Genomic DNA, 24,901 nt, shown 5'->3' on the forward strand with positions numbered 1-24,901 from the left:
GCGGTCAGTAGCAGGAGGGTCCTGCACCGTCCAGGGAATGGGTCTCGTCACCCTTCAGCGCGGGGCTGAAGACGCAGACGAGGCGGAGGTTCTCCTCCGGGCTGGCGATGAGCCAGTGGGCGTCGTGCTGGTCGAGGGCGTAGAGCACGCCCGGTTCCAGCGGGTGGGTGTTGCCGGCCATGTCGACGACCTGGCCGCTGCCCGCTATGCAGTAGCAGGCTTCGAGGTGGTGGCGGTATTCGAGGAGGGACTTGGTTCCTGCCTCCACAATGGTGTCGGTGACCGAGTAGCCCATGTCGTCGGCCTCCAGGAGAAAACGCCGGCTGATGCCGTTTCCCCAGTCGACGTTGAGGGCGTCCTTCAGTCTTTTCACAATCACGTTTCTGCTCCCTTCGCGGTGTTCCTTTCTTCGGGGCGGAAGCCGGCCGCGGGCCGCAGTCCGGTGACGAACTGCTCGATGTCCCGCAGGAGGTCTCCGCCCTGCTGGTGGGCCTGCGCGATACGGCCGACGAGGGCGCTGCCGACGATCGCGGCCTGGGCCCCGAGCGAGCCGACGGCGCGGACGTCGTGGCGCGTGCGCACGCCGAAGCCGACGGCGACCGGGGCGGCGGCGGTGCGGTGCAGGGCGCGTACGGCCGGGCGCAGGCGGGCGGGGTCGGGCGGCGGGGCCGTGCCGGAGCGGCCGTAGCTGGCGACGAGGTAGATGTACGCGGTGGAGTGCCGTGCGGCGCGCGCCAGCACGTCCCCGGGGGAGTTGGCGTAGCAGGTGGTGACGACGCGCTGGCCGGTGTGCTCGGCGGCCAACCAGTAGGCGTCGGCCGCCCGCGGGGGCAGGCCGTGCAGGAGTACGGCGTCGGCGCCCGCGGAGCGGCTGCGGCGCAGGAACGGCTCGACGCCCAGGGGGCGTACCGAATACCGCCAGTCGGCGAGCAGCGCGATCTTGGTGTGCCGCAGCCGGGGCCGTACGCGCTCCACGAGGGCCATCACCTCGTCCACGCCGGTGCCGGCGGCCAGCGCCCGCTGGGCGGAGGCGCGGACGACGGGGCCGTCGGTGGCGGAGTCGGGGAACGGCACGGCGAGTTCGACGCAGTCGACGCCGAGGTCGTCGAAGAGCAGCAGGAGGTCGTGGGTGCGGTCCAGGCCCGGGTCCCCGGCGTTGAGGAAGAGCGCGAGGCCGGGGTCCCGGGGCGTACGGCCGGGGAAGAACGGGTCGTCGCCGGGCGGGGGCTGCGGTCGGCGGGTGAGATGGTCGCTAGGCGCGGGCACCGGCCACCTGCCTTGCCGTCTCCGTCCCGCGGCGTGCGCGCAGCCGCTCGACGAGCCGGGCCGCGGCGCCGTCGCGCAGCGCCTCCTGCGCGGCGTGGAACGCCTCGGGCAGGCTGCGGTCCGCGCCCGCCGCGACCGCGGCGGCGGCCGCGTTGAGGCAGATGGTCTCCAGCGCGGCGGCCGGGCCGTCGCCGCGCAGCAGCGCCAGCAGGTGCGTCTCGACGGCCTGGCCGGCGGCGGCCGGGCGCAGGTCGTCCAGGGTGCCGGCGTGCGGGTGGCCGCCGCCGGCGAAGCCGGGCGCGACCGCCGTCTCGGACCGGCCGGGGCCGGGCCGTACGGTGTTGGCGGCGAAGCTCAGCAGTTCGTCCGCGCCGAGGTCGTTGCGGGTCAGCCAGATGCCGCGGCGGGGGCGGCTGTCGGCGACGCGGGTGGCGACGGCGTAGAGGCCGGGGTCGGTGACGCCGGTGAGCTGGGCGCCGACGGGCACCGCGGCGAGGAACGGGCCGAGGCGGTTGAACGCGCCGCCGACCTGCTTCATGCCGTACGGCAGGACCGCGCGCGCCAGCCGGGTCAGCTCGACGGGGTAGACGAAGCCGCCCGCGAAGGCGATGCCGTGGGCGGCGAGCATGTCCTCGCACTCGGCGTAGCTTCCGGCTGTCGCGATGCCGAGGCGCTCCAGGGTGTCGAGGGAGCCGGAGCGGCCGGTGTAGCTGCGCGAGCCGGTCTTGACGACGCGGACGCCCATGGCCGCGGCGAGCAGGGCGGCGGCGGTGGTGACGTTGAACGTGGGCGGGCCGCCGCCGGTGCCGACGAGGTTGACGGTGCCGGGCCAGTCGGCGGGCAGGGGGTCGCGCCGGGCGTCGAGCGAGTCGAGCAGGGCGACGACGGTGTCCGCGTCGGGCAGCCGGGTGGTGAGGGAGGCGACGACGCCGAGGGCCTCGCCGGGCAGGAGGGCCTTGTGTGCGGCCCGCTCCCACAGGTCGTGCCAGCTCGCTTCGTCCACCGGGCGGTGGGCGACGAGGGCGGGCAGTACGTCGGTGGGCACGGTCAGCCGGCCTTCACCGCGGGGGCGGCGGATGCCACGAAGGCGTCGATCGACGCCGCGGTCCGGAAGTTGTCCGGGACGACGTCCATGGCGTCGATGTCGAGGGCGTACTCGTTCTCCAGCCAGCTCACCAGGGTGAGCAGCGCGAGGCTGTCGATCACGCCGTTGTGGAGCAGGTCGTAGTCGTCGGCCAGCTCGGCGGGCGGGATGTCCATCTGGTACTCCTCGACCAGATGGTGCTTGATGGCATCGATGCGGGACATTCCTTGTTCCTCCTTGGACGGGGTCTGCGATCTTGTACGGGTTCTGCGGTCAGAGGCTGTTCGCCACGGTCCGGCGGTCGATCTTCCCGGTGGTGGTCCGCGGCAGCGGCGCGTCCACGAACTCGATGCCGCTGGGGATGCCCGCGCGCGGCAGTTCCGCGGCGACGTGCTCGCGCAGCCGCAGGCTGTTGAGCAGGGAGCCGGCGGCGCGGTGGACGACCGCGTGGAGCCGTCTGCCGGTCCGCTCGTCGGGCAGGGCGAGGACGACGGCGTCGGCGACCTCGGGGTGGGAGCGCAGCGCGCCCTCGACGGCGGCGGTGTTGATGCGGATGCCGCGGACCTTGACCACGAAGTCGCTGCGGCCGTCGAGGGTGAGCACGCCGTCGGGGTGGCGGGTCACGAGGTCGCCGGTGCGGTAGTACGTGCCGGGGGTGGTGGCGCCGGGGTGGCTGACGAACGCCTTGGCCTGGTGTGCCCGGTCGAGGTATCCGCTGGTCTGGAAGGGGGAGCTGACGATCAGCTCGCCGCGTCCCGGCCCGTCGAGGACGCTGCCGTCCTCGGCTCGGATGTCCGCGGCGACGCCTTCGACGGGGCGGCCGATCGGCACGGCGCCGTAGCGGGCGAGGTCGCCGGTCGGGTCCATCTCGTGGACGAAGGTGTCGTTCGTCTCCGTACAGCCGTAGACGTTGTGCATACGTGCCCGGGGGAAGAGGCCGGGTAGCACGGCGAGGCCGTCGGGGGACAGCACGTCGCCGGTGACGAGGACGTCTCTGACCGTCGCGAACTCCTCCCCGCCGGCGTGCTTTTCGGCCGCGCCGAGGAGCTGGAAGAGCATCGGCACGCCCTGGACCACCTGCACCGGGCACTGCCGGAGGAGCGAGAGCAGGTGGCGGGGGTGCGCGGCGCGGTCCTGCTCGACCAGGGCGACGCGGCCGCCGCGGGCGAGGGTGGTCCAGACGTCGAGCAGGCTGAGGTCGAAGTTGAGGGGCGCGTAGCTCAGTACGGACGTGTCGCCGCGGATGCCGAACCGCGTCGCGGCCCACTCCGCGAAGGCGCCGACCGCCGCACCGGGCAGGGGCACCGCCTTGGGGAACCCCGTGGACCCGGAGGTGGTCAGGATCAGCGCGGTGCCGTCGGGCACCCGCCCTTCGGCCGGCTCCTCCGGCCCGGCGGCGACCGGCTGCGCGGTGCCGCTGACGAGGGCGTGCGGGTCGGGGAGCATGCGTGCGCCGGTATCGGCGAGGAGTTGGTGCAGCGGCTTGTCCGCCACGTCGGCGGAGGGCACCAGCGCCGGCCTCGCGGTGCGCATGCAGGCGAGCAGTACGGCGATGGTCTCGGGGGACTTCGCGGCGACGACGGCGACGGGACGGCCCTCGGGAATGCGAAGCGCGGCGATGCTCTTCTCCGCGGCACGGGCCATCGCCAGCAGTTCCCTGTACGACACCGCGCGGCCCTGCCGGAACAGGGCGGGGTTCTCCGGGTGCCGACGGGCGACCATCGCTATTCGTTCCGCCAGCGGCAGAGCCATGCGGGAGTCCTCCACATTTATGTTCGACGGGCTGTCCGCCGCACCCAGGATGAGAACAGATTGCGCGCTGCCGCATCTCGAACGAGCCTGTTCGGTCCGCCGGTGAGAAGTCTCCGGTCGCGGGACAGGGCCCGTTGATCAGCCACATTCCCGGGAAATTGCTTGCGGTGGGCAGGAGTCAGGGGATTTTCGGGGGCGCGCGCGGGGGTGCGCTGAACGGGTTAGGGGGACCTCAATTCCGCGTGCGCGCATTGTGCCGGCGCCGCATTCCCGTAGCACTCGCCACTGAGTTGGGTCAACGGGGGTCGCCCGCGGCGCAGCCCGGCCACTAGCCTTTCCCGGACGGTGCCGCGACCGGCGCACCGAGAACGTCTTTTCTCACCTCCCCTCCCCCACGTCTTCAGGCGAGTGTGATGCTGCGCGAGAACTCCCCCGGCACCGCGGTCGGCAAGGACGCCGCCGCGTCGTCCCTACGCGCGCGGTCCTCCGCCCGGCGGCGGTGGATCATGGTGGCGGCCCTGCTCCTGACCGCCGTGAACCTCCGCCCCGCGATCACCTCGCTGGGCGCCCTGCTTCAGGAGGTACGGGCGGGCCTCGGGCTGAGCGGCGCCGCCGCCGGCTTCCTCACCGCCATGCCGGGCCTCTGCTTCGCCGTCTTCGGCGGCCTCGCCCCGTGGCTGGCGCGCCGCTTCGGGCTCGCCGCGGTGCTGTGCGGCGCCGGCGCGGCACTCACCGCGGGCCTGGCCCTGCGTACGACGGCGACCGGCCCGGTGACGTTCGCGCTGGCCGGCGCGGTGGCGCTGGGCGGTATCGCCGTGAGCAACGTGCTGCTGCCGGCCGTCGTCAAGCGGTGGTTCCCCGACCGCGTCGGCCTCTTCACGGGCCTGTACTCGATGGTCCTCACCCTGGGCACCGCCGCTGCCGCCGCCCTCACCATCCCGGTCACCGACGCGCTGGGCGGCAACTGGCGGCTCGGCCTGGGGTCGTGGGCGCTGCTCGCGGCGGTCGCCGTGCTGCCGTGGGCGGCGCTGCTGCCGGGCCGGCGGGGGCGGCGGCCGGCAGGCGGTGCGACGGCGGTCGAGGCGGAGGGGGACGGTCCGCCGCTGCGGATCACCCGCAGCCCGACCGCGTGGGCGCTCGGGGTCTTCTTCGGCTTCCAGGCCACCGCCGCGTACGCGATCATGGGGTGGCTGCCGCAGATCTACCGCGACGCCGGCCTGTCGGCGGACGCCGCGGGGCTGCTGCTGGCCGTCGTCATGGGCGTCGGCGTCCCGCTGGCGCTGGTGATGCCGCAGCTCGCCGCGCGCTTCGCGCACCAGGGCCCGATCGTCGTGGTGCTGTGCCTGTGCGGGCTCGGCGGGTACGCGGGGCTGTGGCTGGCGCCGGCCGCGGGCGCGGTGGTGTGGGCGCTGCTGCTGGCGGTCGCCAACTGCGCGTTCACCCTCGTCCTCGCGCTGATCGGGATGCGTGCGCGGACCAGCGCGGGCGTGGCGCAGTTGTCCGCCTTCGCGCAGTCGACCGGGTATCTGATCTCGGTCCCCGGGCCGCTCGTCGTGGGCACGCTCTACGGCGCGACGGGCGGCTGGCACGCGCCGCTCGCGCTGCTGGCGGCGCTCATGGTCGCGGGCTGCGCGGTCGGCCTCGTCGCGGGCCGGAACCGGGTGGTGGAGGACGAGATGTGACCGGCGGGCCGCCGGTCAGCCCCGGTCCGGGTGCGGCCAGGGGTTCGTCTCGCACCGCGCCCCGGCCGTGGTGAGGGAGAGCGTCTGCTGCATCATGACGGGCGCGCGCGCCCCGTCCCGTACGCAGTGGTCGTGCAGGTGCCCCAGGCGGTGGCCCACCTCGTGGTTGACGAGCATCTCGCGGTAGCCGTGGATGTCGTCGCCGTAGGTGGGCGAGCCCTGGGCCCAGCGGTAGGCGTTGATGAGGACGCGCTCGGTCAGGCCGGAGTCGCACGAGACGTTGTCGACGGTGGTGTCGAAGCCCGAGAGGGCGCACCACTCCCCCGTGGTGCCGGGGCTGGCGAGGGTGACGGCGAAGTCGGCGGGCCCGGCCGCGACGCGCTCGAAGGTCCGCCGGCCGGACCCGCCCCAGCTCCGCTCGTCGTTGAGGGTTTCGTGTACGGCCCGGGCGAACAGCCGGCCGTCCAGCGGCACGTCGTCCTCGACGTCGACGCGGTAGCGCATCATCCGGCCGTCGCCCGGGGCCGGATCGTGCCCCGGCACGGTCGTGAACGTGCCGGGGCCCTCCAGTTCCGCGGGGACCGGGTACGTCTCGCCCATCCACCGCCGGTACATCATGTCCCCGAGGGCTGGTACGTCCGCCGAGCCGCCGACGGCGAAGCCGGAGCTGTGCCGCGGCCCGGTCGCCGGCGGGCGGTAGGGCAGGTGGAAGCCGGACGTGCTCTGCTCCGCCCGGAGCGGCGGCGGCTTGGCGTCCTCGGCGGCGGCCTGCGGCGCGTGGGCGCGCAGGGCGTCGGGGAGGAGGCTCGGGGGGAGCGTGAAGAACCAGGCCACGACCCCGGCGGCGCCGAGGAGCGCGAGCGCCACGGCGCGCGCCGCGAGGCGCGTAAGACCGGCCAACCCGGACCACACCCCCGCTACTCGAACGGCACCGACAGGCACGCCAGCCGCGCGCCCGCCATGCCGGCCTCGCCCGGGTGCGTCATCGTCGCGTGCTCGTGCACCACGACGGACCGGGCCTCGCCCGCCCGGAACCGCCAGTCCTGCCGCGCCGAGGTGTAGGCGTTGCCCCGGCCGTCGGTGGTGAAGTCGAGCCAGACCTCGTTCTCGGGGTTGGCGTAGGCCGGGTCGACGGACGGCTGCACGGGGTCCGGCTCGTCCTGGTAGTGCGGCCCGGCGAGGTCCGGGGTGGCGCCGCAGGGTTTGGTGTGGACGTGCGCGCCGTACGTGCGGCCGGGCAGCAGGCCGGTCAGGCCGAGCCGGATGCTCGTCCTGCCGTCGCGGGCCACCTCCAGCACGTTGACGCCGGCGCCCACGGGCACCAGCGCCGGGTCGTACGTGAGCCCGTCGCCCGGGGCGGCCTTGGCCGGGGGCAGGAAGTGCGCCTCGCGTGCGACGACATCGGGGCCGTCGCCCGGGGCGGCCGCCGCCGGCGCCGGGACGGCCGCCCCGGTCGCCAGCAGCGCCACCGCCGCGGGCACGACGGCCAGCGCCGCTCTGACCCGGCGCCGCGCCACCGCCTTCGCCGTTCTCGCCACCGCCTGCATCGCCACCACTCCTCGCCACCGCTCCACACGCGCCTGCGCGTACGCCTCCACCCTGGCGGCGACGGCGTCGGCAGCCTCGCCGTACGCGCGTGGCAAACGGGTGACGCGCAAGGCGGCGCGCGGGCGGGGCGGGGCCGCGGCTACTTGCCGCCGTGCCCGCCGGCGGAGTGGATGCGGTTCCAGGTCTGGCAGCCCGTGCTCCGCACGAAGTCGCCGTGGTGGACCGTGATGCGGGTGGGTCCCCAGGTGGAGCCGCTGATGATCGGGACCAGTTCGCCGCCGTTGTCGGCCAGCCGCGACCACCGGCAGCCACCGGAATCGCCGTTCGAGCCCCGCGTCGCGTACGTACCGGGCGCGACGGCGCCGCCGACGAAGACCGTGCCGTTGTCGAAGGACGTGCCCAGCCGGTGCCTGTCGCCGGCGGACCGGCGCGGCGGGTGGTGCTCGCCGCCGGAGGTCGCGGGGGGCTGCTCGCCGTGCTTCGCCGACTCCTGCGCCTGACGCCGGGGTTCGGCGGCGGCCTCCTTCCGGTCCTCCTGCTTCCCGGGCTGGGCGGCCTCGGCCGCGGTGTCCCGTACGGACTGCTTGGCGTCGCTGACCGGCTCGGGTCCGCCCGTCGTCAGCATGGCGGCCACCACCCCCGAGGCGACCATGAGGGCGCACGCGGCTCCGATCGCCCAGCGGTTGCCCAGGAACCGCTGAACCAGCGGCAGGTCAAGGAACTTCGCAATTTTCTTCATTGGCCCCATCGCTTGCATGCGCATAGTGGATGATTAGCTACATAACCTACTTTTCGCATGCGTGATCCGGGCTCTGGCCCGGCCGCGCCACGGCGTGCGTCACCGCATTGGCGCAGAGAACTCCGTGCGGCACCCGCCGGTGTCGGCGCTTTTACCCCACGGAAGGGATCAAGCCCGGCGAGTACCGCACGGAGGCTTCATCCCGGCTCGGCGGACGCGGCCGGTGCCGCGGCGGATATGCAGGGCATGGCCGGGTCCTCCAGAAGTGGTGCCGGGCGCGGCATCCGGGCGTTGCGGAAGGGGAATTGCCGCTGATTCGAGGAGAACGGGGAATTCGGCGCGGTGCATATCCATGCCCCGCCCGTACGGGCCGCGGGAGCGGTCGCGCTGACCGCTGATCGCCGTGTCGGTGCAGCTCAGGGGCGATGTGCGCGCTGCGGTACGGCTTTTGGCGGGCGTACCCCGTTCGGGTGAAGGCACGGTAGGCGGCGGCCGGGGCGAGGGCTCGTCCGGTCGGGTGTCGGGGCGCGGGGCGGGATCGCCGGTTACGGCGCGTGGGCGGGCGCCCGTGCCATGATCACGACCGTTTGCCGGCGCCTATTCGCAGAGGAAAGAGATGTCAGCGCGGATCCGTACGCTCGTGTGCGTCGTGCTTGCCGGAATCGTCCTCGGCTGCCCGCCCCCGGCCGGCGCCGGGGAGGCCGCGCGCGGGCGGGTGGATCCGGCGGCGCCGTCCGCGTCGCCGTTCTGGGTCGACCCCGACTCCCCCGCCGCACGGCAGGTACGGGAGTGGAAGCAGCAGGGACGCTCCGCGGACGCGGAGCTGCTGGAGCGTATCGCGGAGCATCCGACGGCCACCTGGCCGGCGTGGGACGACCCGCGCGCCGACGTGGAGCGGGCGGTCGCGGGCGCGGCGGCGACCAAGCGCCGGGCCGTGCTCGTCGCGTACAACATCCCGCACCGCGACTGCGGGCAGCACTCCGCCGGGGGTGCGGCGGACGCCGCGGCGTACCGCGCGTGGATCGGCGCGTTCGCGGACGCCATCGGGGACGGCGAAGCGCTGGTGGTCCTGGAGCCGGACGCCGTCGCGCACATGGTGGCGGGCTGCACGCCGCCGGAGTACCACCGGGAGCGCCTGGAGTTGCTGACCGGGGCGATCGAGCGGCTCAAGCAGCACCCCGGGGTCGAGGTCTACGTGGACGCCGGCCACTCCCGCTGGATCGCCAACGTGCCCGACGTGGCCCGCTCGTTGCGCGCCGCGGGCATCGACCGGGCCGACGGCTTCGCGCTGAACGTGTCCAACTTCCAGACCACGAAGTCGGAGATCCGCTACGGCCGCCGACTGTCGAGCCTGCTCGGCGGCGCCCGCTTCGTCGTCGACACCAGCCGCAACGGCAACGGCCCGCTGCGCGGCGGCACCGCCGACGCGTGGTGCAACCCGCCCGGCCGCGCGCTCGGCCGGCCGCCGACGACGCAGACCGGTGCCGAGGGCGTGGCCGCGTACCTGTGGGTCAAGCGGCCCGGGGAGTCCGACGGCACCTGCCGCGGCGGACCGCCGGCCGGCGAATGGTGGCCGCAGTACGCGCTGGGCCTGGCGCGCGCCACCGCGGAGAACGACGGCCGGACCACCGGCTGACCACAGCGCCGGCACGGCGGGCCCGGCGGAGGCACGGACGGGGCGGCCAGGGGGCGTGAGCGGGGGCGCGGGCGTACCGCGGGGGCGCTTTGGCGCTTAAACTTCTCACTTTCAGTATCCACATGGAAACTGTGGGTAATCGATTGCCGGAGTCTGCGCGCGCAAGGGACGCCGGGCGCTCGCCGACGACGCCGAACTGCGCCGCCGCTGCCGGGAGATGAGCGAGTCGGCCCTGCGCCCGCCGGCCCGTGGCCGGCGGAAGGAGAGGTGCAGCGTGTTCGCTCATGAACTGACCGCCGCCGGGCTGCGCGGCGCGCAGGCCGAGGCCGCGTACGCCGCCTGCGGACGGTACTTGAGGCGCCGCAGCTCGGCTGCGTTTCCCGTGGCGCGCTTCCTGCTGCCGCCCGGCAAGCGTCCGTACTACGACGCGATGCTCGCCTTCTGCGGGTACGCGGACGATGTCCTGGAGACCACCGGGCACAGCACGCGCGAGCGCACGGAGCGGTTCGACGCGCTGCGGCACGAGACGCTGCGCCGCATCGACAGGGGCATCGCCCCGACCGCCGGCACGGGCGCCGGGCCGGTGACCGCGGAGGCCGTGCTGATCTGCGGGGCGCTGGCCCACACGGTACGTACCTGGGACATGGATCCGGAGGGCATCCGCCGCTTCCTGCGCACGTTGCGCACGGACCTGGACACCAGCTCGTACGCGACGTTCGAGGATCTGGAGCTGTACCTGCGCTCCGTCAGCGGGGACATGAGCATCTGGGTCAACACGCTACTGGAACCGGTGGACGACGAGGCCACGGTGAAGGCCATTGCCCTGGGCTACGGCATCTCCATGCTGGACCTCCTCGACGACATCACCGAGGACGCGGCCCTGGGCCGCGTCTACGTCCCCCTCGCCGACCTCAAGCGCCACGGGCTGAGCCGCGACGACCTGATCACGGCTGCCGCCCGGCAGCGGATGACCGCCCCGCTGAAGGAAGCCGTCCGCTTCGAGGCCGACCGCGTCCGGCGCTTCTTCCGGCTGGCGGACGGCTGGCACCGGCAGGTGCACCCGTCCGGCCAGGAACTGCCGCGGCAGTGCCTGGAACTGGGCCGCACCGTGCTGGGCGAGCTGATCCGCGACGACTACGACATCTTCCAACGCCGCCGCAGCACCCGCCTGCTGTGCACGGCCCGGGCCGGCGGCACCACCGCCCGCTCGTACCTGCGCACCCTCCGGCACCGCCGCGCGCACCCCCACCGCATCCCCGGCATCCCCGTGCAGCGCACGGGCAGGGGCGGTCCGGCCAGGTAGCGCCGCGTGCCACGCGAACGCCCGGCCGGGGGGACCGGCCGGGCGTGGCGGCGGGGGTGAGCCGCGGCGGGGTTCACCGCCGGCAGAAGGGAATCTGGTCCAGGTTCAGCACGTAGCGGGCGGACATGTAGCCGTAGCCGCCGCGCACCGGTACGCGGTACCACCTGTTGTTGCCCAGCACGTTCTGGCCGATCACCTTGCACTGGATCCGGACGATCGACCCGGAGTCCGCCCATCCCAGGATCTCGCTGCGCGTCGTCGGCGCGGCACGCTTGTAGACGACGCTGCTGCCGAGCACCCTGCCGCGGTACGGGAAGGGGTTTGCCTCGGCGGTCGGCGCGGCCTCCGCCTTCTGCCCCTCGGGGTCGGCTGCGGCAAGCGACGGCGTCGTGGCGAGCGCACCCAGGGTCAGGGCGGCGGTGGCCACGAGGGTGGCGGCAGCCTTTCGGATCGACATCGGGGATCTCCTTTCGCGGTGCTACGCACCAGAGCGGGGAGGAACGTGTGAACCGTAGGAGAAGTCAGGCGACACACCGCCATATTGCGGACAGACACACCCAACTGCCCCCCGTCCAGCCCAATCCGGGTAGCGATGTCGCGGACCACGGGTGGTCATGTCCGTGCAGGCTTCCGTGGTCGGCACGGAGGCGGGGCGCGGCGCCGGAGGGCGAGGCTGTGCGTACGGCGACCGGCCCGGCACAGGAGCGGGGTCGGATCCGAGAGCACAGGAGTGATCATGGGCACGAGCGGGACGGGCACGTACGAGGGGTTCTCGGCCGAGGAGCGGGCCGCGATGAAGGAGCACGCCGCGGAGCAGAAGAAGGCGGCGCGGCGCGGTACGCGGGCGGACAAGGCGGCGGAGGCGCTGCGGGACGTGCTCGCGAAGATCGCGGAGATGCCGGACTCGGACCGGGTCATGGCCGAACGCATCCACGCGGTCGTCACGGCCACGGCGCCCGAGCTGGCGCCGAAGACCTGGTACGGCATGCCCGCGTACGCGCGGGACGGCAAGGTCGTCTGCTTCTTCCAGAGCGCCGCGAAGTTCAACGCGCGCTACGCGACGCTCGGGTTCAGCGATCTGGCGCACCTGGACGAGGGCACGATGTGGCCCGCGGGCTTCGCCCTGACCGAGGTGACGGACGAGGTGGAGGCGCGGATCGCGGCGCTGGTCAAGCAGGCGGTGAGCTAGCCGCGGAGCCCGACCGCCGGATCGCGAGCAGTAGCTAGTGCCGCGGCGGCCGTCCGGCAGCCTTCGGTACGAGGCCGAGGCGGCCCAGCGCGGCTTCGCCCGCGGCGGTATGGTCGCCGCCGGCGAGCAGCAGCGTGCGCGCCTGCTGGTACGGGCTGCCCGCCACGCCGAACGCCGCCGCGATCGCCGGCAGCCGCGGCAGGTCGCCGGCGAGCAGCGCCTCGGCGCGGTCCACCTGGGCGGCGGCGACCGGGTTCCCGGCGACGACGGCGCGGGCGGCGGCGATCCGCTCGCGGGCGTCCGGGTGGCCGGCGAGCACCGCCGCCTCCGCGCGCAGCGCGACGTACCAGTGGAGCCAGACCCAGCAGACCCACTTCCACACCTCCTCCGGCGCGGGCGCGACGCGCTCCAGCGCGGCCTGCGCGTCGCCGTGGTGGAGCAGGACGGTGGCGTCGAAGACGGCGCCGTAGCCGTGCCGGTGCTCCGGGGTCGTATCCGCCCGGGCGGCGAGGTCGAGCCAGGCCGCGCGGGCGTCGTCGTCGCCGCGCAGCCCGTGGACCATGGCCACCGACGCGGCTCCGGCGGCGAGGGAGAGCGACCGCTGCCCGCCGCTCTGCTCGAAGGAGTCACGGTACCGGACGGCGTGGGCCAGGGCCTCGTCGGCGTGGCCGGCGAAGGCGTCCGCGACGAGCAGCCAGGCGGTGGCGTGGTGACCGGCTTCGGCGAGCAGCGGGTGGCCGGCGAGCTGCCGGCCCCAGTGGCGGGCCCGGTCCAGCTCGCCGGCGCCGACCGCGGTGCCGGCGGCCATGGCGAGGGCGTCCGTCCGCTCGTGGGCGGCGGCGGGGGTGGGCGGCAGGTCCGCCAGGACCTCGGTCCTGCGGCGGGTGGCGGCGGCGGTGGCGAAGACGTCGCCGGCCCAGCTCAGGGCGCCGGACAGGGCATCGAGGGCGGCGGACTCCGTCACCGGGTCGGCGGCGCGCCGGGCCAGCTCGACGGCCCGTTCCACGCGCGCGACCGTCTCGTCCACGGCGTTGTCCGCGTCCCCCTGCACGGCGCCGTACGCGTCGCTGACCACCGCCGCCTCGGCCAGCGCGACGGCCGCGACGGCACAGGGGTCCTCGCCGGCCAGGTCGCGGGCGCGGTCGAGCATGGCCCTGACCTCGGCGACGGCGGGGAGGCGGGTGAAGGAGGTGGAGAAGCGGTACGCGGCGGTGGCGGCCTCGGCGAGGTCGCGGCCGGCGCCGGCGGGGTCGCCGGCTCGCTCGGCGGCTTCGGCGGCGGCGCGGTGCAGGCGGTACACGTCGTCGCCGAGCCGTCGGCAGCCGGCCACCGCTGCGGCATGCCGCAGCGCCGTGGCGGCGCCGGCGGCATCGGTGTCCGCGGCGTCTGCGCTGTCTGGGGTGTCTGGCGTGTCTGGCGTGTCTGCGATGGCGAGCGCGGCGGCCTGCTCGTAGCGCTGCTGGGCCTCGCCGAGCAGGTTGCGGGTGAACGTGAGCCCGGCCAGCGACAGCGCGAGCCGGTGGGCGGCGCCGCGCCGCCCCGGCTCCTCGGCGGCCCAGGCGAGCGCGCCCCGCACGTCCTCGGCGAGGTCGTCGAACCGGGCGCGCCAGTCCGGGCCCCCGGCGCCGGTCAGGGCGGTGGCGGCGGCGGTGCACCAGTCGAGGTGGCAGGCGCGTACGGCGGTCTGCTCGCCCGCGGCGGCGAGCCGCTCGGCACCGTACTGGCGGATGGTCTCCAGCGCCTGGTAGCGGGTCCCGGTCGCGGAGGGGGTGACGGCGAGGAGGCTCTGCTCGGCGAGCCGGCCGAGGCCGTCGGCGACGGCGGCGTCCTGCGGGTCGAGGCCGGCGACCCGGGCCGCCGCGGCGGCGGTGAACGGCGCGACGAAGACCGACACCCGGCGCAGCAGCTCCTGGTCCTCGGGCTGGAGCAGGTCGTGGCTCCAGTCGAGCACCGCGCGCACCGAGCGGTGGCGGTCGTCGGCGCGGGCGCCGCCGCTGAGGATCTGTAGCTGGTCGCCGAGGCCGGCGACCAGGCCGTCGAGTCCGAGCGTGGCCCAGCGGGCGGCGGCCAGCTCGATGGCCAGGGCCATGCCGTCGAGCCGTTCGCAGACGGCCACGACGCCTTCGCCGGCGCCGGGACCGGGCGGCCAGCCGACCGCCGCGGCGCGGTCCATGAACAGGGCCACGGCGTCGGACTCGTCGCCGCCGTCGCGGGAGAGCGGCGGCACGGGGAAGGCGCGCTCGAAAGGCACCACGAGGCGGGCCCGGCTGGTGGCGAGCACGCGCAGCCGGGGGCAGGCGGCGAGCAGCCGCTCCAGGAAGGGGGCGACCCCGTCGCGTACGTGCTCGCAGTTGTCCAGGACGAGCAGCGCGTCGTGGTCCGCGAGCGCGGCCAGCACGGTGTCGTCGACGTCGCGCCCGGGCTGCTCGCCGGCGCCCACGGCGGCGGCGACCGCGGCGCCCACCCGCGCGGGGTCGGTGACCGGGACCAGGTCGGCGAACCACACGCCGTCGGCGAACGCGCCGGCCAGGTCGCCGGCGACCGCGAGCGCGAGCCGCGTCTTGCCCACGCCGCCGGGGCCGACGGCGGTGATCTGCCGGTGGGCACGTACCGCCGCGGCCAGCTCGGCGCGCTCGCGGCTACGGCCGACGAACGCCGTCAGCGGCGCCGGCAGGGCGGGCGCGGGCCCGGCCTGCCCGGGGCGCGCGGAGGCGGCGGCGTGCCGGGCGAGGGCGCGGCGGTCGGGCATGCGCAGCTTGCGCAGCAGGGCGGAGACGTGCGATTCGACGGTGCGTACGGAGATGAAGAGGGACCCGGCGATCTCGGCGTTGCTCAGGTGCTCGCCGACGAGCGCGAGCACTTCGGCTTCGCGGGCGGAGACCGGCGGCGTGGACACGGTCTCATTATCCGCGGTGTTCTCCGTGGTCGGCACGGAGGCGGTCCGGGGGCGGACGGGGCGAGGCTGTGGTGGCAGGGCGATCGGGCGGGCACACCGGCCGGATCGCGTACCCCTCCGGCCTCGCGACGATCAGGAGCGACGATGACCGCACGCACGCAGACCGCCGACGGCACCCCGGGCGCGGAGCCCGAGCCCGCCGGGCCCCGCGCCCGCGACCGGCGCCGCCGCGACACCGAGCACCGGCTCGCCCACGACATCGACGTCTGGGTGGCCAGCGCCGCGGCGGACGGCACGCCGTACCTCGTACCGCTGTCGTTCTCCTGGGACGGCGAGGCGGTGTGGGTGGCGACCCCGGCGGAGAGCCCGACGGGCCGGAACCTGGCGGCCACCGGCGCCGCCCGGCTGGCGCTCGGGCCCACCCGGGACGTCACGGTGATCGACGGCGAGGTCGAGGTCTTCGAGCTGGAGGCGATGCCGCGGGAGCACGGCGACCGCTTCGCCGCGCGCTCCGGCTTCGACCCCCGCGGCCTCGCCACCCGGTATCGCTGGTTCCGGATCACCCCGCGGCGGATCCAGTCGTGGCGCGAGGTGAACGAGCTGCGCGGGCGCGACCTGATGCGCGACGGCCGCTGGCTGGACTGACCTCGCGCCGGGGCCGCCCCTCGCCGCGTAGCGCTGTGTCGCGCTTCACACCCCGCGGCTCGGGGGCATGGAACAACCGGAGGTGTCCTCCCGTTGAACGGGGTGTGGGTACGGAGGGAACAGTGTCCCCGGGCCTCACCTCCCGCCCGTGGGGAAGATCGTTCGGCTGAAGCCCCACGGAGCCTTTCGCCGCGAGGCGACCGCCCTCCGTATCCGCCTCTGACCGCCCCGGTCGGATCCCCCCTCCGGCCGGGGCTTCCGCCTGCCCGGCCGCGGTAGGTTCGCCTCGTGCACGAACGCAGTGAGGACGGCAGCGCCGGCGACGCGGACTACGGCTCGATCGGCGCCGGCTACACGGACTACCGGCGGCCGGACCCGCGTATCGCGGCGGCGGTCGCCGCGGCGCTCGACGACTGCCGGACGGTGGTCAACGTGGGCGCGGGCGCCGGTTCGTACGAGTCCGGGAGCTTCCGCGTCACCGCGGTCGAGCCGTCGGAGGCCATGCGCGCCCAGCGGCCCGCCTCCCTCCCGCCCGCCGTGGCCGCCGCGGCCGAGCAACTGCCCTTCGCCGACGATGCCTTCGACGGCGCGATGACGACCTTCAGCGTGCACCAGTGGGGCGATCTCGCCGCCGGCCTGCGGGAGATGCGGCGGGTCACCCGCGGCCCGGTCGTGGTCCTCACCTGCGACCCGGATCTCGTACGGGACTTCTGGCTGTACGAATACGCCCCGCTGGTCCTGGACACCGAGGCCCGGCGGTATCCGCCGATCGCCCGGATCACGGACGTCCTCGGCGGCCGGTCGACGGTGGCGCCGGTGCCGGTCCCCGCGGACTGCACCGACGGCTTCAACGAGGCGTACTACGCGCGCCCGGAGCGGCTGCTCGACCCCGGGGCGCGGCAGGCGTGTTCCGCGTGGAGCTTCGTGGCGCCGGAGTTGCGGGAGCGCTACGCCGGGCGGCTGCGCCGGGATCTCGACTCGGGCGCCTGGGACGCACGCCACGGCGCCCTTCGCGGGCAGGCCGCGTACGACGGCTCCCTCGTCCTCGTACGCGCGGTCCCCGACGACTGACGCATCCCGCCGGGATCGGCGCTACGCGCCCGGGCCCTTCTCCTCGCCGATCGGGCCGGGCATGGCGATGTCGTCCAACTGCCGTTGCAGGGCCTTTTCCTGCTCGGTCAGCGGGACGTCGGGGCACAGTCGCTCGGGGTGGCCCGGTACGGGGCCCGCCGGGGGCGGGTCGGGCGGGGGCGGATCGGGCGGCGAGGTCGGGATGAAGAACCACACCCGGCCGAGGGCCATCAAGGCTTCCCGCGTCACGCGCAGCAGCCAGGCAAGGGCAGCAACCATCCGTGCAGACTGTTGCGCGGCGCCAAAGTCCCGCCAAAATCTCGCTGCGTCACCCCCGTTCGGGGTGTCCGCGGCGCCACCATGGGGTACCCGCGGGCGTACCCCGGGGGCTCACGCACCGTCCGGTACGCCCGCGTCCGCTCCCACGGCCCGAGGGCAGCGCTCGTGGACCGATGCGATTGTCCCAGGGGATGTATACTCCGCAGCACAACAACAAGGCCAGGATGAACGATGCAAAACGGACCTACGCATTATCTCGCCGTCTGAGAAAACCCGGCCTTGCGTAACCAAACCCAACCTGTGAAACTACTAACCGAATACGCGGTACGGCACTTCCCCTGAGTGCCGTATGACCTGGACTTGCTCAGGTGCATTGATTCTCACGACGAATCAATTGCGCCAACGGGAGGTGAGTAATCCGGTATGGCTTTCGTCATCCGTGCGGCCGAATTCGAGGCGCTGCGGTCTGCTTTCTCTCGCTGCCTCCACGGAATGTCGCGCACAATTCTCATCGAAGGCGGCGTCGGCTGCGGCAAGAGCGCGCTATTACACGCCATCACAGAACACGCGGCCGACATGGGCGCGACCATCCTCAGCGTCCAGGGCAGAAGCACCGCGGCGCACCCGCCCATCTCCCTGTTCCAGCAGCTCGTCGCCCAGGTGCCGGCACCGCCGCCCGGCGAGGGTCCCGCGGGGGCCACGGCCGCGCTCCAGTTCAGCGCCGCGCTGCCGCATGTCGCGGAGAACGGCGCGGTGGTGATCAGCATCGACGACGTCCAGGACATCCCCTGGTCCGAACTCGACTTCCTGCTCCAGACGGTCAGTTGGCACCGCAGCCGGCGCACGCTGATCCTGCTCTCCCACTGCCCGCACCTGCGCCATCGCGACCAGCCGGTCAAAACGGAGCTGCTGCGGCGGCCGAACGCGCAGCGCATCCACCTGGGTCCGCTGGACGAGCGGGGGGTGCGGGCGGCCGTCGCCACGCGCGTCAACCGGCCGCACGAGCAGTGGATCGAGCTGCTGCACCAACTCAGCGGCGGCAGCCCGCTGCTGCTGCGCGCGCTGCTCGAAGACCTGCGCGACGAGGACATGGAGGCGCGGCCTACCGGTGCGGAGACCTCCGCGGAGCTGGGCATGTACGGGCGCGCCGTCGTGTCCTGCCTTTACCGCAGCGGCGCCACCGCGGTGGAACTGGGGCGGCTCATCTCCGTACTCGGGGATTCCGCGGCGCCCGAGCTGCTCGCGGGCATGACCCGCATTTCACCCGCCGTCATGGACCAGCAGTTGGAGGCGCTGCGCGTCTCCGGGGTCCTGGACGGCACGAATTTCCGGCACGGGAGCGCTCCAAGGGAAATTCTTGCGGACCTGGGCACGCTCCAGCGAAACGAACTGCACCGGCGCGCGGCCGTGGTCCAGAACAATGCGGGCAGTCCCACCACGGAAGTGGCCCGCCATCTTCTCGCCGCCCGGCACGCGGCGGAGGCATGGCAGCGGTCCGCGCTACGCGACGCCGCGGAGACGGCCATCGGCCAGGAAAACGTCCGACTGGCCGTCAGATATCTCGAACTGGCGCTGGAAAACAGCCCGAACAGCCCGGATCGTATCGAGATATACCTGCGGCTGGCACTCATCACCCAGCGCATCAGCCCCGCGGCCACCGAGATCCGGCATCTGACCGCGCTGCTCAGCGCCTTCCATGCGGACAAAATGCCCAGTACGGCGTACGACGGACTCGCGGATCTGCTCTTCAGCTACGGCAAGATCCAGGAGGCGTTCGCCGTGCTGAAGCGGCAGGGCGCCGAGTCGACCGCCGCCGACGTCCGCGCCGGGGACCATCCCAGCATCGCGTGGCTCTGGGCCTGGTACAGCCACCACTCCGACCAGCAGCAGGACGACGGGCAGGCCGCGCGGCTCCCGCCGCCCGACGAAGCCGGCGCGCGGACCCCGTACGCCTCGGCGACCTCCCTGTTCCAGACCTTCGAGGGGTCGCTCCTGTACGGCGAGCGCGGCGACTGGGCCGCCGCGGCCGAGAACCTGCTGGAGGTCTCGACCCTCTCCGACTCCACGGTCTGGTCGCTGACCTGCGCGATCAAGGCACTCGTCATCGCCGACAGGCTCGAATCCGCCTGGCAGTGGTGCGAGTGGCTGGTCAAGGAGTCGGCAAGCCGGGACGCGCCGGGCTGGCAGGCCATCTTCTCGCTCCAGCAGGCGATGGTCGCGCTGCGGCAGGGCAAGCTGGCGGCGAGCCTGGACTGCGTACGGCTGGTGGAGAGCGTCATCACCGAGCGCAGCACGGGCTACGCGTGCGCGGCGGAGACCGTACTCGCCGCCGCGCACCTGGAAATGGGGCGCTACGACGAGGTGGCGCGGGTGTTCGCCAAGCCCATTCCCCCCTCGTGGGAGAAAAGCGTCTACTGGCTCAGCTATCTGTGCATCCGCGGCTGTTTCCATCTCGCCACGAACAGGCCGCACTCGGCGCTCTCCGACTTCCTGCGGATCGGGAAGATGGCCGAGCGCGCCCTCGTCGACCACCCCACGCTCGTGCCGTGGCGGCTCTACGTCGCCCAGGCGTGGCTGCACCTGGGTGACAAGAAAATGTCCGCCCGGATGCTCGCCGAGCACACCGCACGCGCCCCCGGGCACGGCGGTCGCGACCACGCCATGGTGCTGCGGCTGCGGGCGCGGATGGCGCCGCCGCACAAGCGCCCCGGCCTGTTGTTCCGGGCGGTCGACGAACTCCTCGCCACCGGCGACCGGCTGGACCAGGCGCGTACCCTGCACGAACTCGGCACGGCGCTGCGGGGACTCGGCCACGAGTCGTGGGCCGGCAGGGCGCAGGCCGCGGCGGCGCACATCGCCCGCAACTGCCTGCCCGACCAGGCCATGGCGCGTACACCGCTGCTTGAGCGGGCGGGCCGGCCGGCGCACGACGCGGCGGGCAGCCAGAAGCTGCTCACCCGGGCCGAGCACCGGGTCGCGGCGCTGGTGGCGAAGGGGCTGACCAACCGGCAGGTGGCGGGCAAGCTGCACATCACGGTGAGCACGGTCGAGCAGCACCTCACCCGCATCTACCAGAAGCTCGGCATCTCCCAGCGCGCCGACATCGGTACCCGGCTGAAGAGCCTGCCGGCCTGACGCGGCGTACACGGCGTCCGGTACGGGCGCGGAGGGGCAGCCTCCGCGCCCGTACCGGACGCCTTTAGAAGCTCTTTGTCGGCCTGCAACCGGCGCCGGTAGCCTCGGAGATGAAACGAGTCGGAGTGCTCAAGGTGCGCTTTCCACCGTGGGCCGCGCGCTCGCACCCGGGAGGGCGCGGGAAGGTCTGGCCACGGTGCCCACACAGATCCCCTTCGACGACACGTGGCTGCGCCGCTTCGGCGCGGCCGCCCGGCCGAGCGTACGGGTCGTCTGCCTGCCCCACGCGGGCGGCGCGGCGACCACGTTCTTCCCGCTCCAGCGGGCGCTGCCGGCGTCGGTCGACTTCGTCGCCGTGCAGTACCCGGGCCGGCACGAGCGCCGCCACGAGCAGCCGCTGCGCGACGTCCACGCGCTCGCCGACCGGGTGGCGGAGGCCCTGAAGCCGCTGACCGACCTGCCGATGGTGCTCTTCGGGCACAGCATGGGCGCGGTCGTCGGCTTCGAGACCGCGGCCCGGCTGGAGAAGGACGGTACGAACGCGCCCGCCGGCCTCGTCGCCTCGGGCCGGCACTCGCCGGCGACGCCCCGCGAGGAGAAGGTGCACCTGCGCGACGACGACGGGCTGATCGCCGAGATCACCTCGCTCAGCGGCACCGACCCGCAGGTGCTGGCCGACCCGGACATGCGAGCGATGATCCTGCCGGCGCTGCGCGCCGACTACACCGCCGTGGAGAACTACCGCTACGCAGGCGGCTTCGAACTGCGCTGCCCGATCTCGGTGTTCACCGGCGCCGACGACCCCCGGGTGTCCGCGCGGGAGGCGGCGGCCTGGGAGTCGCTGACCACCGGTGCGTTCCGCATCGAGACGTTCCCCGGCGGACACTTCTACCTCGACGGTGCGGAGCCGGCGGTGGCCGCGGCGCTCATGCGCGACGTCCGGGCGTTCACGGCCGCGGACCCGACCCCGGCACGCTGACGCGCCGTCACCGGCCGCGTACGGCGCGCCTCGTACGGCGAAAGGGCCGGTCGGATGTCCGCGGCGGACATCCGACCGGCCCTTTCGCGAGCCGGCGGGCTCAGGACTCCGGGTCCTCCGGGCCGAGCAGCTTGTGCGGGGCCTCCAACTGGGCCTTGAGCCGCTGGAGGAACAGCAGGGCGTCGCGGCCGTTGAGGAGCCGGTGGTCGTAGGCGAGGCCGAGGTTGGCGACGGTACGGGCCCGGACCGTGCCGTCCGCGTCCTGCACCAGTTCCTGCTGCGGGCCGGCCAGCGCCAGCGCGCAGACCTGGCCGGGGAAGACGAACGGCACGGCGGCGACCACCTCGGCGTCGTTGTGCAGGGTGACGGTGATGTTGCCGCCGGACAGCTCGGACTCGCGGAACGTGCCGGACATCGCGGTGCGCCGGAAGCCGGAGACGGCCTCCACGATCTCCTCGAAGGACCGCTGCGAGGCGCCTTCGACGACCGGGACGTACAGGCCCCTGCCGACGTCCATCGTCACCCCGACGTGCGCGGTCTCGGACTTGAGGGCCGTGCGGTCGTCCACCAGGCGCGCGAAGAACAGCGGGAACGCCTCGTGGGCCCGGGACACGGCGGTGAGCAGCAGCTCCGGCAGCCCGACCAGCCGGCGCAGCCGCCGGGCGGCGGCCGAGGCGCGCCGCTGGGCCTCGCCGACGTCGACCTTCACCACGGTGTACGCGGCGGGGATGGTCTGCTGCGAGCGGACCACGGAGCGGCCGACGGCCTGCTGTACGGGGGGCAACGCGTGGGCGAGCGCGGGGTCGACGGCCGTGTCGCCGGCGTCGGCCGTCGCGGCGCCGGCCTGCTCCTCCTGGCGTATACGGGCGGCGAGCTGCTCGACGTCGGTGCGCCGGACGACCTTGACGCCGAGGGCCCGGACACGTTCCTCGGGCACGCCCAGCTCGGTCATCATCGCCCGCGCGGGGTTGGTGATGGTGACCGCCGCGGCGGCCTCCTCCGTCGCCGGGGCGGCGCCGGGCTCCGGGGCGGCGGGGGCGGGGTTCTCGCCGGGGGCGAGGATGTGCCCGATGACGTCGCCGGGCGCGCAGGTCGAGCCGGTGGGCACCGCCCGGTGCAGGGTGCCCTCCGCGGTGCACTCCAGTTCCTCGGCCGCCTTGGACGTCTCCACCACGACCACCGGATCGCCCTCGGCGACCGGCTTGCCCTCCTCGACCAGCCAGTCGACGAGCGTGTACTCGGTGTCGTTGTTGTTCAGTTTGGGCACACGGATCTCAGTCACGCAGAGCCTCCACAACCGCTCGCCGAATCGTGTCCCCGGACACCAGCACCCGCTCCTCCAGGTGCGCGGCGCTGGGGATGATGCTGTCCTCGGAGTGCACGAGGGTCACCGGGCGCGCCAGCTTCCCCCACAGCCGCCGGTGCACCTGCTGCGCCACCTCCGCGCCCCAGGTGCCGCCCGCCGTGCTCTCCTCCGCCACGCACACCGCCCGCGCCGCGCCCAGCGTGCCGAGCAGCGGGCCCGGATCGAACGGGTACAGGCGGGTGGGCACGAGGAGCAGCGCGGTGATCTCCTCCTCGACCAGCAGGTCGCGGACCGCTTCGCACGCCCGGTGGGCCATGCCGCCGGGGGCGATCAGCACCACGTCGTACGTGTCCGGGTCGTCCACGTACACGCGGGTGACGTCGGGCGCGTCGGGGTGCCGGTCGTAGGAGAGGAGGTCGTCGACGACGCCGTCCTCGAACATCTGCCGGGTGTAGAGCACCTTGTCCTCGAAGAGCATGGCCGGCTCGGCCTGCTCCACGATCCGGGACAGCAGCTCGTACGAGTCGTGGAAGGGCGACATCTCGTACAGCGACAGGCCGGGGGCGCCGATGAAGTGCTTCTGGAGGCTCTGGCTGTGGGTGGCGCCGTAGCCGCGGCGCCCGCCCATGGGACAGCGCACCACCAGCGGCATCGGCACCCGGCGGCCGTACATGGAGACCGACTTGCTGGCGAAGTTGACGATCTGGTCGAAGGCCAGGGCGACGAAGTCGCCGAACATGATCTCGACCACGGCCACGTCGCCCGCCAGCGCGAGGCCGGCGCCGGCGCCGACGATGCCCGACTCGCTGATGGGGGTGGTGATGACCCGCCCGGGGTAGCTGTCGCTCAGCCCCTTGGTGACCTTGAACGCGCCGCCGTAGGGGTCGGCGATGTCCTCGCCGAGGACGTACGCCTCGGGCACCGTCTCCAAGAGCCGGTGCAGGGACCGGTTGATGTTCTCCGCTACTCGCACGACCCGCTCCACACCGCGGGCGGCCGGCCGGCCACGTCCCGCGCGATCTCGTCCACCTCGGCGCGTATCTTGGCGTCCCACCGCTCGAACTGCTCGGGGAACGCGGTCCGGTAGCGCCCGTACCAGTCGTGCTCGCGCGCCCGGTCCACCTGTACGCGGGGCCGGGTGTCGTCGCCCTTGCTGTGCGGGCCGACGCGGTGCGTGGCGAACTCGACGACCAGCGGGGCGCGTTCGGCCCGCACCTGGCCGAGCAGCGGCGCCAGCTCGGTCCTGATGACGTTGACGTCGACCGACTCCACCTTGTGGTGGCGCACGCCGAAGGCGGCGGCGCGGCCGGCGACGGTGCCGGCCATGTTCGCCTCGGCCGGCGTGGACTGGGCGATGCCGTTGTGCTCGACGGCCACCAGCAGCGGCACGCGCCAGAGCTGCGCCATGTTCAGCGCCTCGTACACCGAGCCCTCGCCCCAGGTGCCGTCGCCGATGAACGCGCACACCAGCGCGCCCGGCTCGGCCCGTACCTGGTGCAGCCCCACACCCACGGCCACCGGCAAACTCTCGCCCTGGACGCCGGTGGACAGGTAGCGGTCGCGCAGGATGTGCTGGCTGCCGCCGACGCCGGAGCAGACGGCGCCCTGCCGGCCCATGATCTCGGCCAGCAGCCCGGCCGGGTCGCGGTAGCGGGAGAGGTAGTGGCCGTGACCGCGGTGGTTGCTGAAGACGTAGTCGCGCTCGTCCAGCAGCGGGCGCAGGGACACCGGCACGTACTCCTGGCCCAGGCAGGTGTGCGTCGTGCCGTTGAGTGCGCCCTGCCCGAAGAGGTCGAGCAGCTTGCTCTCGAAGTGCCGGATGAGCAGCAGGAGTTCGAGATCCTCGTCCGCCGGCTCGGAGAGCGGGGCGAGCGCCGCCGGGGCGGCGGGGGTGGCGACCGGGGCCCCGGTCATCGCGTGGCCGCCCCCGGGTCGATCTCCACGATCGCCCGGGCCAGGTCGCCGATGGTCTGCGTCGCGATGAACGTCTCCAGCGGTACGTCCACACCGATCTCCCGCTGTATGCGCATGGCGATCTCGATGATCAGGATCGAGCGCGTGCCGAGGTCGGGCAGGTTGCCGTCGACGCTCAGCCCGCCGACGTCCACCTGATGGGTCTCCAGGACGTCCCGCCAGATGGCGAGCAGCCGCTCGGACAGCGGCACGGGCGTGAGGGTGCTGGTCATCGTGAGGACTTCCTGTGCTCAGTCGGATTCGTACGACGGGCTCGTTCGCACACGCCACGACGGCGGGGCGCCACGCCGGCCTCAGCGTGACCGCGCGCACTAAAGCCCAGCTAAGACCACCCGTAGCTCCTCGAACCACCTCGGACGGGGCTTAGCTGGGCTTTAGTGACCGTGCTTAGCGTCGAGCCGTTTCCATGGATCAAGT

General features: G+C 73.8%; 23 protein-coding genes. 8 read left to right on the forward strand and 15 right to left on the reverse strand.

What is annotated here, in order from left to right; genetic code table 11:
• Positions 1–4: 4 nt before the first annotated feature.
• The 5 genes from QBL21_RS17730 to QBL21_RS17750 are packed head-to-tail and all read right to left on the reverse strand — an operon-like array spanning position 5 to position 4,102.
• Complete coding sequence (locus QBL21_RS17730; protein WP_407563176.1) at positions 5–379, reverse strand: ectoine synthase; 375 nt, start codon at positions 377–379, stop codon at positions 5–7.
• Positions 376–1,266 (reverse strand): tryptophan synthase subunit alpha, encoded by an 891-nt coding sequence (gene trpA, locus QBL21_RS17735; protein ID WP_407563177.1) that lies wholly within the window; start codon positions 1,264–1,266, stop codon positions 376–378. Before trpA ends, QBL21_RS17730 begins: the two co-directional genes overlap by 4 nt.
• Positions 1,253–2,311, reverse strand: coding sequence for a hypothetical protein (locus QBL21_RS17740; RefSeq protein WP_407563178.1), 1,059 nt, complete (start codon positions 2,309–2,311; stop codon positions 1,253–1,255). Before QBL21_RS17740 ends, trpA begins: the two co-directional genes overlap by 14 nt.
• Before the next feature lie 2 nt (positions 2,312–2,313).
• Entirely contained in the window at positions 2,314–2,574 is a 261-nt protein-coding gene (locus tag QBL21_RS17745) for a phosphopantetheine-binding protein (RefSeq protein ID WP_407563179.1), read from the reverse strand.
• Between the two features lie 49 nt (positions 2,575–2,623).
• A complete protein-coding gene (locus tag QBL21_RS17750) occupies positions 2,624–4,102 on the reverse strand; it encodes an AMP-binding protein (RefSeq protein WP_407563180.1) in 1,479 nt (492 codons plus the stop codon).
• A 413-nt stretch (positions 4,103–4,515) separates the two neighbouring features.
• Between QBL21_RS17750 and QBL21_RS17755 the strand changes: the two genes are divergently transcribed.
• A complete protein-coding gene (locus QBL21_RS17755; RefSeq protein WP_407563181.1) occupies positions 4,516–5,784 on the forward strand; it encodes an MFS transporter in 1,269 nt (422 codons plus the stop codon).
• Between the two features lie 15 nt (positions 5,785–5,799).
• On the opposite strand, the gene QBL21_RS17760 is transcribed toward QBL21_RS17755, so the two are convergent.
• From QBL21_RS17760 to QBL21_RS17770, 3 genes are all read right to left on the reverse strand, one after another.
• A complete protein-coding gene (locus QBL21_RS17760; RefSeq protein ID WP_407563182.1) occupies positions 5,800–6,684 on the reverse strand; it encodes a DUF3152 domain-containing protein in 885 nt (294 codons plus the stop codon).
• A 17-nt stretch (positions 6,685–6,701) separates the two neighbouring features.
• Positions 6,702–7,331 (reverse strand): superoxide dismutase family protein, encoded by a 630-nt coding sequence (locus QBL21_RS17765; protein ID WP_407566459.1) that lies wholly within the window; start codon positions 7,329–7,331, stop codon positions 6,702–6,704.
• Positions 7,332–7,471: 140 nt separating this feature from the next.
• On the reverse strand, positions 7,472–8,071 hold the full coding sequence (locus QBL21_RS17770) for a hypothetical protein (RefSeq protein WP_407563183.1): 600 nt from the start codon (positions 8,069–8,071) through the stop codon (positions 7,472–7,474).
• 616 nt (positions 8,072–8,687) lie between these two features.
• Here QBL21_RS17770 and QBL21_RS17775 point away from each other — a divergent pair.
• Positions 8,688–9,707: a glycoside hydrolase family 6 protein gene (locus QBL21_RS17775; protein ID WP_407563184.1), complete on the forward strand. Its 1,020-nt coding sequence runs from the start codon at positions 8,688–8,690 to the stop codon at positions 9,705–9,707.
• Between the two features lie 274 nt (positions 9,708–9,981).
• Positions 9,982–11,010, forward strand: a complete 1,029-nt coding sequence (locus QBL21_RS17780; RefSeq protein WP_407563185.1) for a squalene/phytoene synthase family protein — start codon at positions 9,982–9,984, stop codon at positions 11,008–11,010.
• A gap of 73 nt (positions 11,011–11,083) precedes the next feature.
• Here the strand turns inward: QBL21_RS17780 and QBL21_RS17785 are convergent, their stop codons facing one another.
• Positions 11,084–11,467: an SH3 domain-containing protein gene (locus tag QBL21_RS17785; RefSeq protein WP_407563186.1), complete on the reverse strand. Its 384-nt coding sequence runs from the start codon at positions 11,465–11,467 to the stop codon at positions 11,084–11,086.
• Between the two features lie 279 nt (positions 11,468–11,746).
• Between QBL21_RS17785 and QBL21_RS17790 the strand changes: the two genes are divergently transcribed.
• Complete coding sequence (locus QBL21_RS17790) at positions 11,747–12,199, forward strand: iron chaperone (RefSeq protein ID WP_407563187.1); 453 nt, start codon at positions 11,747–11,749, stop codon at positions 12,197–12,199.
• 34 nt (positions 12,200–12,233) lie between these two features.
• On the opposite strand, the gene QBL21_RS17795 is transcribed toward QBL21_RS17790, so the two are convergent.
• Positions 12,234–15,095: an ATP-binding protein gene (locus tag QBL21_RS17795; RefSeq protein WP_407563188.1), complete on the reverse strand. Its 2,862-nt coding sequence runs from the start codon at positions 15,093–15,095 to the stop codon at positions 12,234–12,236.
• Positions 15,096–15,239: 144 nt separating this feature from the next.
• Here QBL21_RS17795 and QBL21_RS17800 point away from each other — a divergent pair, with 144 nt between their 5' ends.
• Positions 15,240–15,740 carry a pyridoxamine 5'-phosphate oxidase family protein gene (locus QBL21_RS17800; protein ID WP_407563189.1) on the forward strand — a complete coding sequence of 167 codons (501 nt, stop codon included), beginning with the start codon at positions 15,240–15,242 and terminating at the stop codon, positions 15,738–15,740.
• Positions 15,741–16,028: 288 nt separating this feature from the next.
• Positions 16,029–16,811, forward strand: a complete 783-nt coding sequence (locus tag QBL21_RS17805; protein ID WP_407563190.1) for a class I SAM-dependent methyltransferase — start codon at positions 16,029–16,031, stop codon at positions 16,809–16,811.
• 21 nt (positions 16,812–16,832) lie between these two features.
• On the opposite strand, the gene QBL21_RS17810 is transcribed toward QBL21_RS17805, so the two are convergent.
• Entirely contained in the window at positions 16,833–17,090 is a 258-nt protein-coding gene (locus QBL21_RS17810; protein WP_407563191.1) for a DUF6059 family protein, read from the reverse strand.
• A gap of 423 nt (positions 17,091–17,513) precedes the next feature.
• Between QBL21_RS17810 and QBL21_RS17815 the strand changes: the two genes are divergently transcribed.
• Both QBL21_RS17815 and QBL21_RS17820 read left to right on the forward strand, forming a co-directional pair.
• A complete protein-coding gene (locus tag QBL21_RS17815) occupies positions 17,514–20,225 on the forward strand; it encodes a LuxR C-terminal-related transcriptional regulator (protein WP_407563192.1) in 2,712 nt (903 codons plus the stop codon).
• Positions 20,226–20,412: 187 nt separating this feature from the next.
• On the forward strand, positions 20,413–21,204 hold the full coding sequence (locus QBL21_RS17820; RefSeq protein ID WP_407566460.1) for a thioesterase II family protein: 792 nt from the start codon (positions 20,413–20,415) through the stop codon (positions 21,202–21,204).
• Between the two features lie 100 nt (positions 21,205–21,304).
• Here QBL21_RS17820 and QBL21_RS17825 read toward each other — a convergent pair whose 3' ends face one another.
• The 4 genes from QBL21_RS17825 to QBL21_RS17840 are packed head-to-tail and all read right to left on the reverse strand — an operon-like array spanning position 21,305 to position 24,696.
• Positions 21,305–22,486 (reverse strand): 2-oxo acid dehydrogenase subunit E2, encoded by a 1,182-nt coding sequence (locus QBL21_RS17825; RefSeq protein ID WP_407563193.1) that lies wholly within the window; start codon positions 22,484–22,486, stop codon positions 21,305–21,307.
• Positions 22,479–23,483 (reverse strand): alpha-ketoacid dehydrogenase subunit beta, encoded by a 1,005-nt coding sequence (locus tag QBL21_RS17830; protein WP_407563194.1) that lies wholly within the window; start codon positions 23,481–23,483, stop codon positions 22,479–22,481. The genes QBL21_RS17825 and QBL21_RS17830 overlap by 8 nt, the downstream gene beginning before the upstream one ends.
• A complete protein-coding gene (locus QBL21_RS17835; RefSeq protein WP_407563195.1) occupies positions 23,474–24,424 on the reverse strand; it encodes a thiamine pyrophosphate-dependent dehydrogenase E1 component subunit alpha in 951 nt (316 codons plus the stop codon). Before QBL21_RS17835 ends, QBL21_RS17830 begins: the two co-directional genes overlap by 10 nt.
• Positions 24,421–24,696 (reverse strand): phosphopantetheine-binding protein, encoded by a 276-nt coding sequence (locus QBL21_RS17840; RefSeq protein ID WP_407563196.1) that lies wholly within the window; start codon positions 24,694–24,696, stop codon positions 24,421–24,423. The genes QBL21_RS17835 and QBL21_RS17840 overlap by 4 nt, the downstream gene beginning before the upstream one ends.
• Positions 24,697–24,901 lie beyond the last annotated feature (205 nt).

The organism is Streptomyces sp. 184 (assembly GCF_045781775.1).
Taxonomy (GTDB): Bacteria; Actinomycetota; Actinomycetes; order Streptomycetales; family Streptomycetaceae; genus Streptomyces.